This window comes from Sorangium sp. So ce887 (assembly GCF_051521455.1).
Classification (GTDB): Bacteria; Myxococcota_A; Polyangia; order Polyangiales; family Polyangiaceae; genus Sorangium.
In genome coordinates this window covers 3108591-3121160 of record NZ_CP150354.1, presented here as the reverse complement: position 1 = coordinate 3121160, position 12570 = coordinate 3108591, and the positions used below count along the sequence as shown (strand labels likewise).

The window sequence follows — 12570 nt, the reverse complement described above, 5'->3', positions numbered from 1 at the left end:
GCACTGCGAACATACTTTGTAGAGATCACGCCCATTCGGTTCGAGTCGATCGACTCCGCCCGGCGTTGCCGATGAAACGTTGATGAAACGTTGTGGACGCTTTGGCTGCGCTCAGCTCGTTCCGCAAGGGCCGGGGGATGGACCGCCGAGGTGGAGTCCTCGGCATGTCAGGCAGACCCGGCGATCCTGGCGAGAAGAGCGCGAGCCCTAGCCGCGTCCGAACCGCTCCACGAATTGCCGGTGCGCGGCGAGCTCGGGCGCATCTCCGCTCCAGAGCTCCTGCTCGCGGTAGCCGGTCGCCACCGACAGCACCTCGATCCGCCGCCCCTCGGACCGGAACCGCACCCGCCACGAGGTCACGGCGAGCCGCATCGCGTCCCCGTCGGCGCGGATCCGCCGGTAAGGGTGCGGCTGCGGGCCGAGCGCGAGCACCCGGTCCACCCGCTCGCGCAGCGCGACCGCGTGCGCCGCATCGAGCCAGGCAGCCTGCTCGGCCGCCCGCTCGCCCCAGACCACCTCGAAGCCCGGCTCCGGATCCGCCGGCGCCTCGGCCGGAGCGAGCGGCGCGACCCAGCCGGTGCGCGCGTGCGGGTAGGCGTCCGCGTACGGCACGTACGGCTTCAGATCGAGCACCGGCGTGCCATCGATCATGTCCACGCCGCTCACGCGCAAGGTGAGGCCGTCCACCGCGAGGAGCTTGACCACGCTGAGGCCGATCGGGTTCGGGCGGTGCGGCGAGCGCGTCGACAGCACGCCGCGCCGCTTGCCGGCGCTCCGAGGCGGCAGGACCTTCGGGCGCCAGCCCTCGTTGAGGTGGAACCAGAAGACCACCCAGAGGTAGTCCCACCCCTCGATGTCGCAGAGCGCGTGGTCCAGGCCGCGGCCGGGCACGAGCTCGATCGTCCCCTCCGCCCCGGCCGCGGCGTGCGGCTGTCGCGGCGCGCTCACCCGGTCGGGGAACGGGGTGCGCACCACGCCGATGGGCGTGAACGTGACAGGCCTCAGCATCGCGTCGGAATCCATGGGATCGCCGTCGCCCCCGTCACGGGAGCGGCACCTCGACGATCAGGACCGCCGGGCCCTCGAACGCCACCCGGCCGCGCTCGATCGGGGACCGCTGCGCCGCGCCGCCGAACCGCGGCTCCTCGCTGAACGCGAGCACCCGCGCCTCAGGGCGGCCGAGGTCCAGGGCGAGCGCGCCGCGGAGCGCGACCAGCGCGATCACGGCGCTCTCGCCGCCGCGGCGCTCGATCCGGACGGCGTCCGGGGAGAGCGCCTCGGCCGAGAAGGCGTCGCGCGCGCGGCCCCGCAGCGCGGGGTGCGACGCGCGGAGGCCGAGGAGCTCGCGGTACCAGGCGAGCACGCCGGCGTGCTCCGGCCGCTGCCGCTCGCTCCAGTCGAGCTTCGAGCGCTGGAACGTCCGCGGATCCTGCGGATCCGGCACCTCCGCGTCGCCGAACGAGGAGAAGTACTGGAACTCGCGCCGGCGGCCCTCGGTCACGAGCCGGCCGAGCTCGGCGTTGTGGTCGGTGAAGTACTGGAACGGCGTCCGCGCGTTCCACTCCTGGCCCATGAACAGGAGCGGCGTGTACGGCGTGAGCAGGAGCAGCGCCGACTTCGTCCGGAAGGCCGCCGGGCTCACCTTGTCCCCGAGCCGATCGCCGAGCGCGCGGTTGCCGATCTGATCGTGGTTCTGGATGCAGTGCACGAACCGCGGCGGCGGCACCGGCTCGGCGGGCGTCCCCCGCGGCTTGCCCGCGTGTTTCGAGACCTGCCCCTCGTAGAGCCACCCCTTGCGGATCGTCGCGGCGATGTCCTCGGCCGTGCCCCGGTGATCCTCGAAGTAGCCGTCGCGGTCGCCGGCGAAGAGGACGCGGAGCTCGTGGTGGAAGTCGTCGGCCCACACGCCGTCGAGGCCGTACCCGCCCTGCTCGACGGGCTTCACGAGGCGCGCGTCGTTCAGGCTGTCCTCGGCGATCACCACGATGTGGCGCCCCTCGCCGGCCGCCCGCGCGCGCTCGGCGATCTCCCGGAGGATGTGGGGCTCGGTGTCGTCGACGATCGCGTGCGTCGCGTCGAGGCGGAGGCCGTCGATGTGGTAGTCGCGGATCCACATCTCGGCGTTCGTGATCGCGAGCGCGCGCACCTGCTCGGCGCCCTCGCCGTCGTAGTTCACCGCGTCGCCCCAGGGCGTCTTGTGGCGATCGGTGAAGTAGCGCTTCGTGTAGGCGCGGAGGTAGTTCCCGTCGGGGCCGAAGTGGTTGTAGACGCAATCGAGGATCACCCCGAGCCCCGCGGCGTGCGCCGCGTCGACCAGGCGGCGGAGGCCCTCCGGGCCGCCGTAGGCCGCGGCCGGGGCGAAGAGGTCGACCCCGTCGTACCCCCACCCGCGCTCGCCCGGGAAGCTCGCGACCGGCATGAGCTCGATCGCGGTGATCCCGAGCTCCCGGAGGTCGGCGAGCCGCTCGATGAGCGCGTCGAACGTGCCCTCCTGGGTCGCCGCGCCGACGTGCACCTCGTAGAGGACGAGGTCCTCGAGCGCGACGCCCTTCCACCCCGCGTCGGTCCACGCGAACGAGGGGTCGTCGACCGCCGACGGGCCGTGCACGCCGAACGGCTGCGCGCGCGCGTAGGGGTCCGGGAATGGCCCCTCGCCGTCGATCCGCACCTTGTAGAGCGCGCCGGCCCCGAGGCCCGGCGCCGTCGCCTCGAAGATGCCGTCGCCGATGGGGGTCGCGGGCAGCGTGCCCGTGATCGCCTCGCCGTCCTTGCCGTAGAGGACGATCTCGATCCGATCGTGGTCGGGCGCCCAGACGCGGAAGCGGACCGCGTCGCCCTCGATCCATGCGCCCACCGTGCGAATCGCCTTCATGTCACTGACCTCGCTGGGTCGCCCGCAGCAGCAAGGCGACGGGAAAATCGGAGAGCACGCGGTCGAGCGGGAGCACCGCGCCGTCCTTCGGCTCGGACGTCGCGGCCGCGTCGCGCGGCAAGGAACCGGACGGCGACGCCTCGATCTCGGCGCCGGTGAAGAGATCCGTGTAGAGGCCGGGCTCCACGTCGACGAACGTCCCCGCCCACGCCTTCCCGGTCGGCGGGGAGCAGGCGCCGCCGAGCAGCCGCGCGCTGAACCGGGGCGCGACCACGACGAGCGAGCGCCCGTCCTGCTGGCCGCGGCGCGCGAAGGCGACGACGTGCGTCTCGCGGTCGCCGAGCACGGCGCGCGGGGCGTAGTCCCCGTCGGCCCCGAAGAGCGCCGGGTGCCGCCGGCGCAGCTCGAGCGCGACGTGCGTGACGAAGAGCTTGATGCGGCCGTCGCGCGCCTCGGCGCAGAGCTCACGCGCGAGCGTGAGGTCGCCGCCATCCCACCGCGCGCGGATCTCCGCGAGCGCCTTCTCGCGCGACGCGTAGTCGACCGCGCGGCGGTTGTCGGGGTCGACCAGGCTGAAGTCCCACACCTCGTTGCCCTGATAGATGTCGGGCACGCCCGGCGAGGTGAGCTTGAGGAGCGTCTGCGAGAGCGAGCCCCACATGCCGTGGTACGCGACCACGCGCGCGAGCGGCAGGAGCGCGCCCACCACGTCCGCGGACGAGATCGCCTTGCGCACGAACGCCTCGACGGCGGCGTCGTACTCGGGCTGCGCGTCGATCCAGGACGTGTTGACCTTCGCCTCCTTCGTGGCCTTGCGCATGTAATCCACGAGCCGGTCCGCGTAGGACGAGAGCGCGTCGCCCTCGGGCGCGCGCGGGCCTCCGGGAGCGCCGAGCAGCAGATCGATCGGCAGGCTCCCGAGGAGCGTCTGGTAGAAGAGGTACTCCTCGTTGCTGTCCGGCGCGAGGCGGCCCTCGATCTCGGCCTTGAGCGGCGCCGCCGCGGCGGCCGCGCGGTGGAGCGCCTCCTCCCAGGCGGACGGGATCTCCGACAGCACGCTGATCCGCGCGCGCACGTCCTCGCTCCGCTTCGTGTCGTGCGTCGAGGTCGCGAGCATCGAGGCGGGCCACGTCTTCTGCCGCTGCACGTTGCCGCGGTGGAACGCGAGCACGCTCGCGCCGTAGCGCTCGGGCTCGCCGCCGACCTCGTTCAGCGACACGAGCCGGTTGTAGATGTAGAACGACGTGTCCTCGAGCCCCTTCGCCATCACCGGCCCGGTGAGCTGCTGGAGCTTCATCACGAACTCGCAGAAGTGGCGCCGGTCCTCCTCGCGGAAGAGATCCGGATCGAGCATCAGGACCGAGCGCACGAACGTGAAGATCGTGCCCTCCATCGTCGGGTTGCGCCGGCGCGCGAGGGCGACGGCGCGGCCGATCGCGACCCGGTCGTGGTCCGAGATCGTCGGCGTCTGCTCGTTGACGTAGGTGCGGTACACCGGGAAGCACGCGATCACCTCGCGCAGGGCCTCGTTGAGCGAGCCCAGGGTGAAGTCGCGGAAGCGGCGGTCGCGCTCGGTGAGCCGGTTCAGCGCGTGCGTGAGCACGTTGAGCTCGCTCGCCAGCGCCGTCCGCAGGATCACCTTCTTCTTCTCGTAGACGAGCGCCTCGAACTCCAGGTGATCGCCGATGAACCGCTCGTAGATCGCGTTCATCGGCGCCTCGCTCGAGGAGTCGACGAAGAGCTCGCCCACCGCCGCGGTGAACTCGTAGCCGCTCGTCCCGTGGACGGGCCACGCCTCGGGCAGCGTCTCGCCGCGGGCGAGGATCTTCTCGACGACGACGTACATCGGCCGCGCGCTCGACGCGCCGCGCGGGGCGTGCGCCCCCCCGGCGCCCGTGCGCTCGTCGATGGCCGCGCGGATCGCCGGCTCCAGCTTGGCGAAGCGGGCGGCGGCCGACGGGCGGCGGCGCGCGTCCTCACGGCTCCGCGGCTCCGGCTCGGCCTCGGCCTCGGCCTCGGCGAGGAAGCGGCGGCGGCAGCGCTCGATCAGGTAGCCCCGCTGCAGGTCCTCGAAGTAGCCGATCGGGTCCCAGAGGCCGTCGGGGTGGTCGATGCGCAGCCCCGTGACCTGTCCGCGCTCGCAGAGCTCGAAGACGAGCCGGTGCGCCTCGGTGAAGACCGGCCGGTGCTCCATCCTGATCGCCGCGAGCTCGTTGATGTCGAAGAACCGGCGGTAGTTGATCTCCTCGGCGGCGGTGCGCCAGTAGCTCAGCCGGTAGGCCTGCTCCTCGAGCAGCGCCTCGATCAGGTCGAAGCTCCGCGGATCGCCCACCTTGCCGTTGATGCGCTCGACCCCCTCCGCCACCGCCGACGCGACGTCGGGCGAGTCCGAGACGAGGGCCGCGAGCCGCCGCCTGAGGATCTCCTTCTCCCGACGCCGCTCGATCACCTTGGCCCGCTGCGTCTCGGTCCGCGGCGGCATGTTGCGGAGCCCTGTGATGATGCTCTGCAGCTCGAGCAGTGCGTCGTTCTCCTCGCCGAGCGCGGCGACGAGCCCGGGCACGAGCGGCCCGATGATCATCCCGTACGTCCGCGGGTTCACCGGGAAGACGTGATCGAAGTACCGGAGGACGAACGCGCCGCTGTCGAACTCGATCTTGAGCTCGCCGCGCTCGAGCACGCGCCCGTAGTGGTCGCCGAGCACGGGGAGCAGCACCTTGTGCTTGAGCTCCGTCTTGAGCGGCGCCCAGTCGATGTCGAAGAACGGCGCGTAGAGCGAGCTCGGGCCGTTCTGGAGAACGTCGTTCCACCAGGCGTTGTCGGAGGTGCCGACCCCCATGTGGTTGGGCACGAAGTCGAGGAGGAAGCCCATGCCGTGCGCCGCGAGCTCGCCCGTGAGCCGATCGAGGTCGTCGCGGCCGCCGATCGCGGGGTTCAGCGCGTTGTGATCGACGAGGTCGTAGCCGTGCAGGCTCTCCGGAGGCGCCTTGAAGAAGGGCGACGAGTAGAGATCGCTGACGCCGAGCGCGTCGAGGTAGGCGACCACGCGCCGCGCCTGCTCGAAGGTGAAATCCTTGTTGAGCTGCACGCGGTACGTGGCGCGCGGCAGCCGCGGCGCCACGCCCTCGCACGCCGCCGCGACGAGCCGCGCCGCCGCCTGCTGCGCGGCGCTGTCTGGCTGGCTGCTCGTCTTTTGATTCCGATCGTCCGGCGCTTCCGTCATTCGTCGAGTGCCTCCGGGGCAGAATCTACTTCGAACGAGGCGTCGTGCAGGGAGGATCTGTCATAATTGCCGCGAGCTCCTGTCGATCTGGACCGGTCGACGAAGGGAGAACCCGAGGCACATAGGGAATGGCAGCAGAGGTGCGCCCGGAGCCGCCCCCTACCTCTGCTGAGCCCGGTGGACCGTGCTCGGATAAGGCGGCGCGGCGTCCGGGCAGCGCAGCGCCGTCGACGCGGTCCTCCGTAGGTTGGCCATGGCCCCGCCCGTGCGGGCGGAGCGAGACAGACAGCCTTCGTCCGGCCGAATCAGGAGATCCATTGATGAACAGCGCTCCGAGATTCGTCGCGCACTCAGACGCACGGCGCAGAGCCATGGAGTTCGCGAAACAGGCCGCGTCCGCAGGCTGCTCGGTCCTGAGCGTCGGGCCGACCGGAGCGGGAGTCGAGGCGCCGGCGGCGGCGCGTTCGGACGAGACACGCGTCAGCGCATGAGATGGAGCCCCGCGCGTTCGTCGTAAGGCGGCGAGCCGACGGGAGGTGTCACGCCCGCGCCTTCACCCGCTTGGTCTTCTTCTTCTCCTTCCGCTCCAGGAGCCGCAGCACCGCCACGGACCTGTCGACGAGCAGGTAGCGCTCTCCCCCTGCCCGCGCCGGCACCGTGCGCGCCGGCTCCCCGGCCGTGCGGGTGTCGATGAGCACCTCCCACCGCTCGCCGAACTCGATCGCAGGCAGCACGAACTCGAACGGAGAATGGTTCGCGTTGATGAGCACGAGCAGCGTGTCGCCCACGATCGGCTCGCCGCGCGGGCCCATCGACCAGAGGGCGTCGCCCCCGAGCAGATAGCCTATCGCCCTCGCGTTCGGGTGCGTCCAGTCCTCCGCGTTCATCTCGGCGCCGTCGGGGCGGAACCACACGATGTCCTTCAGCCCGCTGCCGTGCACGTAGCCGCCCGAGAAGAACGTCCGCCGGCGCAGCACCGGCTGGCTGCGCCTGAGGGCGATGAGGCGGCAGGTGAACTCGAAGAGCTCCTTCCGCCGCTCGTCGAGATCCCAGTCGTGCCACGACATCTCGTTGTCCTGGCAGTAGGCGTTGTTGTTGCCGAGCTGCGTCTTGCCGATCTCGTCGCCGGCGTTGATCATCGGCACCCCCTGCGAGAGGAGCAGCGTCGCGAGGAGGTTGCGCTTCTGGCGCTCGCGCAGCTCGACGACCGCCGGGTCGCAGGAGGGGCCCTCGACCCCGTGGTTGTAGCTGTGGTTGTTGTTCGTGCCGTCCCGGTTCCCCTCGCCGTTCGCCTCGTTGTGCTTCTCGTTGTACGATACGAGATCGTTCAGCGTGAAGCCGTCGTGCGCCGTCACGAAGTTGACGCTCGCGTACGGCCGGCGCCCGCTCGACGCGTACAGATCGCTCGACCCGGTGAGCCGGTAGCCGAGGTCGGCCGCGAGCAGATCCCCCTTCCAGAAGCGGCGGACCGAGTCGCGATAACGATCGTTCCACTCCGTCCAGAGGACGGGGAAGTTGGCGACCTGATAGCCGCCCTCGCCCACGTCCCACGGCTCGGCGATGAGCTTCGTGCGCGACAGGACCGGGTCCTGGTGGATGATGTCGAAGAACGAGCTCAGCCGGTCGAAGTCGTGGTGGCCGCGGGCCAGGGCCGACGCGAGGTCGAAGCGGAAGCCGTCGACGTGCATCTCGGTCACCCAGTAGCGCAGGCTGTCCATCACCAGCTGGAGCGTCTGGTAATGGCGCGAGTTCACCGTGTTCCCGCAGCCCGTGAAGTCCATGTAATAGCGCGGGTTGTTCGGCACGAGCCGGTAGTAGCTCCAGTTGTCGATCCCCTTCAGGGAGAGCGTCGGGCCGAGGTGGTTGCCCTCCGCTGTGTGGTTGTAGACGACGTCGAGGATCACCTCGATGCCGGCGGCGTGGAGCGCCTTCACCATCGCCTTGAACTCGGTCACCTGCTGGCCGAGCCGCCCGCTCGCCGAGTAGCGGCCGGCGGGCGCGAAGTACGAGAGCGTGTTGTAGCCCCAGTAGTTGATGTGCCCGCGCTCCCAGATCTCGCGCTCGCTCGCCATCTCGTGCACGGGGAGCAGCTCGATCGCGGTGACGCCGAGCTTCTTGAAGTGGGCGATCGCCGCCTCGGAGGCGAGCCCCGCGTAGCTGCCGCGCAGGTGCGCGGGGACGCCGGGGTGCCGCTGGGTGAACCCCTTGACGTGCACCTCGTAGATGATCGTGTCCTGCCAGCGCGTCGCCGGCGGCCGGTCCCCGTCCCACGCGAAGCGGTGGTCGACGACGACCGACTTCGGCGCGCCCCCGGCGCTGTCGCGGTGGCAGATCTCGAGGTCGTCGAGCGGGGGCGGCGGCGTGAGCGGGGGCGGCGGCGAGGAGGCGCACTCCTTCCCGCGCGCCTCGGCGCCGCGGCGATCGCTCGCCGTCTTTCCCGCGCGCGCGCCCTCGCCCTTCTCGGCCGCCGCGCCGTCGCGGCCCGCCTCCTTGGGCCGGCCGGCGCCGCCCTCGCCGCGCTCGGGCGGCCCCCCGCGGTCGTAGGCGTAGAGCGGCGCCTTCCAGTTCGGCTCGTTGGAGAGCGCGTACGCGTACGGATCGACGAGGAGCTTCGCCGGGTTGAAGCGGTGCCCGGAGCGCGGGTCGTAGGGCCCGTGCACCCGGTAGCCGTAGAGCTGGCCGGGCTTGAGCCCCGGCACGTACCCGTGGAAAACATGGGCCGTTCGCTCGGGGAGCTCGATGCGCTCGCGCTCCACGACATCGTCGACGGCCTCGAAGAGGCAGAGCTCGACCTTCGTGGCGGACTGAGAAAACAGCGTGAAATTGACCCCCTCGCCGTCATAGACGGCGCCGAGGGGGGTCGGCGTGCCGGGCCATATGCGTCTGGTCATCGGAAAAACCTGTGGAGCCGCCCTATTCGCGAAATCGGCGCCGCTGTCGAGACACAAGCGCCCGCGGCTCGATTTTTCGCTCCCGGGGCCCGGATCCCTGCAGCGCTCAGGAGGCGCCCGCTCGCCGGTCGGGCGCCGCCTTCCGCGCTGCCCGGCCCGGCGCGGAGCGGCGCGCGGGAAGGCAACAACGACGCGGCGGCGCCGGGGCGGCTCGACGGAGCAGAAGGACCATCGCCAAGCGCGCGACCCGGGATAGACTCCGCCCCGAACGCCTGGAGCCAAGCGAAAAACGCCCATGTCTTCCCCCTCTGCCGAACATCAGTCCCAGGGCTCGTCCCCGAGCTCGCCACCTCCCTCCGGCGCGCGCCGCCGCATCTCCGGCGTGACGGTGCCGCTCTTCTCGCTGCGCAGCGATCGCTCGTGGGGCATCGGCGAGATCGGTGATCTCCCCGAGTTCGCCGCGTGGATGCGCGCCGCGGGGCTTCGCCTCGTGCAGCTCTTGCCGCTCGGCGAGGTGGCGGGCGGCGAGACGTCGCCGTACATGGCGCTCTCCGCGTTCGGCATCGATCCGATGTTCATCTCGCTCTCGGCCGTGCCCGAGCTCCCGGCGGAGCTCCACGGCGAGGCGCTCGGCGACGACATGGCGGCGCTCGATCGCGCGAGGACGAGCGCGCGCGTCGACTATGATCTCGTGCGCCGCGTGAAGGGGCGGGCGCTGCGCTTCGCCTTCGACAGGTTCGAGCGGGAGCACCACGCGAAGCGGACGCCGCGCGCGGCCGAGCTGGCCGCGTTCGTGAAGCGGCAGTCGGACTGGCTGCCCGACTACGCGCAGTTCCGCGCGTTCAAGGACGGCTTCAACGGCATCGCGTGGTGGGACTGGCCCGAGGAGATCCGCGAGCGGAGGCCGGAGGCGCTCGAGAAGCTGCGGCAGGAGCGCGCGCGGGACATCCTCTATTACGAGTACGTCCAGTGGCTCGCGCACGCGCAGTGGGAGGCGGCGCGCGCGGATCTCCGGGACAAGGGGGTGGAGATCATGGGCGATCTCCCGTTCATGGTGGCGCGCGACAGCGCCGACGTGTGGGCGCATCAGGGCGAGTTCCGGCACGACAGGTCGGTCGGCGCCCCGCCCGACCAGTTCAACACGGAGGGCCAGAACTGGGGGCTTCCGCCGTATTTCTGGGCCCGGATGCGCGAGACCGACTTCGCGTGGCTGAGGCGGCGCTGCCGCTACACCGGGCTGCTCTGCGACCGGTTCCGGATCGATCACCTGGTCGGCTTCTACCGGACGTACATCTTCCCGGAGCGCGGGAGCCAGGGCCAGGGGGGCGAGCGTCCCAGGGCGACGTTCGATCCGGCGGAGGAGCCGGAGCAGCGCGAGCACGGCGAGCGCGTGGTGCGGGCGATGATCGAGGGGGCGGCGGAGACCGGGGCGCAGCTCGTGGCGGAGGATCTCGGCGCGGTGCCGCCGTGGGTCCGGGCGTCGCTGACCGAGCTCGGCGTGCCGGGCTACAAGGTGCTGATCTGGGAGAAGGACGACGTGTTGTTCCGCAATCCGGCGGAGTATCCGGCGCTCTCGGTCGCGTGCTTCGGGACGCACGACACCGACTCGGTGGTGGCGTGGTGGGAGTCGCGGGACGACCGGGAGCGCGCGGGGGTGCTCGATCTGCCGCAGCTCTCGCCGCGGCGGCAGGAGCTAGGGCGGGAGTTCACGAAGGAGACGCACCGCGCGCTGCTCGACCTCATCCACGGGTCGAAGAGCGAGCTCGTGCTGCTGCTCGTGCAGGACGTGCTCGCGACACGCGAGCGGGTCAACACGCCGGGGACCGTGGGGCCGGAGAACTGGTCGCTGCGGTTGCCGGCGGCGCCGGCGGCGATGGATCGGGATCCCGAGGTGCGGGCTGCGCTCGAGCGGGTGCGGGAGAGCATCCACGCGAGCGGGCGTGGCTGAGCGCCGAGCCGAGCTGCCCATAACTGAAGCCCGCGGCCCTCGCCGACGTGCGGCATCGCTGCAAATCCATTGACCCGCTGTAAGTCCCAATCCGCCCCGCGCGCCGGCGGTTGGGGAGCCCACGCAGACTGACTCGCTGCGTCGCGGTGGCACATTTCACGAGCTCGTGAAGTACATGCCGCCGAAACATTCCGGAAAACTGGCCTCTCTTACCTTCGCCGTCGAGGAGGCCACCAGTGAACGAAATCAACGCCTCGGACACCACCTGGCTCCTGGTCTCGTCGGCAATGGTACTGCTGATGACGCCAGCGCTGGCCCTGTTTTACGGGGGCATGGTCCGAACCAAGAACACGCTCAGCACATACATGCACAGCTTCTTCGCCATGGGTATCGTGACCCTGGCGTGGGTGACCATCGGGTACTCGATGGCGTTCGCCGAATCCAAGGGCGGGTTGATTGGCGGCCTCGATTACGCGTTCCTGAACGGCGTAGGCACCGATCCGCGCGCGGGGATGACGGTGCCTCATCTCCTGTTCATGGTGTTCCAGCTGATGTTCGCCATCATCACGCCGGCGCTGATCTCGGGCGCCTATGCCGAACGCATCAAGTTCTCGTCGTACGTGGTGTTCACGCTGCTGTGGTCGCTCGTGGTTTACAGCCCCATCTGTCACTGGGTGTGGAACCCGGGCGGGTGGCTCCTGTCGCGCGGCGCGCTCGACTTCGCGGGCGGCACCGTGGTGCACCTCGCCTCGGGCGTGAGCGCGCTCGTGATGGCGATCATGATCGGCAAGCGCAAGGGGTACCCGGCGCGCAAGATCGTGCCGCACAACCTCACCATGACGCTGCTCGGCGCCGGCATGCTGTGGTTCGGCTGGTTCGGCTTCAACGGCGGCTCCGCGCTCGCCGCGAACGGGCTCGCGGTGGTGGCGTTCGTGAACACGCACATCGCGGCGGCCATCGGCGCGCTCGCCTGGGCGCTCATCGAGGGCGTGCGCTTCGGCAAGCCGTCGCTCCTCGGCGTGGCGTCGGGGCTCGTGGCGGGGCTCGTCGCCATCACGCCGGCCGCGGGCTTCGTCGGACCGATGGCGTCCGTCGCGATCGGGCTCGCGGCAGGCGCTGTGTGCTACGGCGCGGTGATGATGAAGGGCAAGCTGGGCTATGACGACAGCCTGGACGCCTTCGGCATCCACGGCGTGGGCGGTCTGCTCGGCGCGCTGCTCACCGGCGTGTTCGCCTCCAAGGTGTGGAATTCGGCCGGCCAGGACGGCCTCATCAAGGGCAACTCGGCGCTGCTCGTCGAGCAGGCGATCGCGGTCGGGGTCGCGGCAGCGTACGCGGCGGTGGTCACCTTCGTGCTCGTGAAGGGCATCAACGCGGTGATGGGCTTCCGGGTCAACGACGAGACGGAAGACGAGGGCCTCGACGGCGCCCTCCACGGCGAGGAGGCCTACTCGCTCGGCGAGGGCGGCGCCCACGCCGTGGAGTCGACGCCGCCGGCCTCCCCCGTGCCCTCTGCGTCGCCGCTCCTCGCGCGCGAAGGCGCCTGATCCAGCGCAGCGGAAGCGCGCCCGCGAGGGCCGCCTGGCACAAGCCGGGCGGCCCTCGCCGTTTTGTCCCCCGCCCTTCGGGCGCGGGC

At 71.0% G+C, this 12570-nt stretch carries 6 protein-coding genes; 2 read left to right on the top strand and 4 right to left on the bottom strand.

The features are described from left to right. Positions 1-207: 207 nt before the first annotated feature. From tsaA to glgX, 4 genes are all read right to left on the bottom strand, one after another. Positions 208-1008: a tRNA (N6-threonylcarbamoyladenosine(37)-N6)-methyltransferase TrmO gene (tsaA, locus tag WMF36_RS11875; RefSeq protein WP_437579712.1), complete on the bottom strand. Its 801-nt coding sequence runs from the start codon at positions 1006-1008 to the stop codon at positions 208-210. A gap of 34 nt (positions 1009-1042) precedes the next feature. Beyond that, on the bottom strand, positions 1043-2872 hold the full coding sequence (treZ, locus tag WMF36_RS11870; RefSeq protein WP_437579711.1) for a malto-oligosyltrehalose trehalohydrolase: 1830 nt from the start codon (positions 2870-2872) through the stop codon (positions 1043-1045). A gap of 1 nt (position 2873) precedes the next feature. Continuing rightward, positions 2874-6095, bottom strand: coding sequence for a malto-oligosyltrehalose synthase (treY, locus tag WMF36_RS11865; protein ID WP_437579710.1), 3222 nt, complete (start codon positions 6093-6095; stop codon positions 2874-2876). A 539-nt stretch (positions 6096-6634) separates the two neighbouring features. Then, positions 6635-8986, bottom strand: a complete 2352-nt coding sequence (glgX, locus tag WMF36_RS11860; RefSeq protein WP_437579709.1) for a glycogen debranching protein GlgX — start codon at positions 8984-8986, stop codon at positions 6635-6637. Positions 8987-9281: 295 nt separating this feature from the next. On the opposite strand from glgX, the gene WMF36_RS11855 reads away from it, so the two are divergent. Together WMF36_RS11855 and WMF36_RS11850 are read left to right on the top strand one after the other, a co-directional pair. After that, positions 9282-10934, top strand: a complete 1653-nt coding sequence (locus WMF36_RS11855; protein ID WP_437579708.1) for a 4-alpha-glucanotransferase — start codon at positions 9282-9284, stop codon at positions 10932-10934. A gap of 236 nt (positions 10935-11170) precedes the next feature. Next, positions 11171-12481: an ammonium transporter gene (locus WMF36_RS11850; protein WP_437579707.1), complete on the top strand. Its 1311-nt coding sequence runs from the start codon at positions 11171-11173 to the stop codon at positions 12479-12481. Positions 12482-12570: the final 89 nt, after the last annotated feature.

Excerpts from the sequence above, each read along its gene's own strand:
- tsaA (WP_437579712.1), bottom strand. The coding sequence starts at position 1,008 with ATGCTGAGGCCTGTCACGTTCACGCCCATCGGCGTGGTGCGCACCCCG.
- treZ (WP_437579711.1), bottom strand. The coding sequence starts at position 2,872 with ATGAAGGCGATTCGCACGGTGGGCGCATGGATCGAGGGCGACGCGGTC.
- treY (WP_437579710.1), bottom strand. The coding sequence starts at position 6,095 with ATGACGGAAGCGCCGGACGATCGGAATCAAAAGACGAGCAGCCAGCCA.
- glgX (WP_437579709.1), bottom strand. The coding sequence starts at position 8,986 with ATGACCAGACGCATATGGCCCGGCACGCCGACCCCCCTCGGCGCCGTC.
- WMF36_RS11855 (WP_437579708.1), top strand. The coding sequence starts at position 9,282 with ATGTCTTCCCCCTCTGCCGAACATCAGTCCCAGGGCTCGTCCCCGAGC.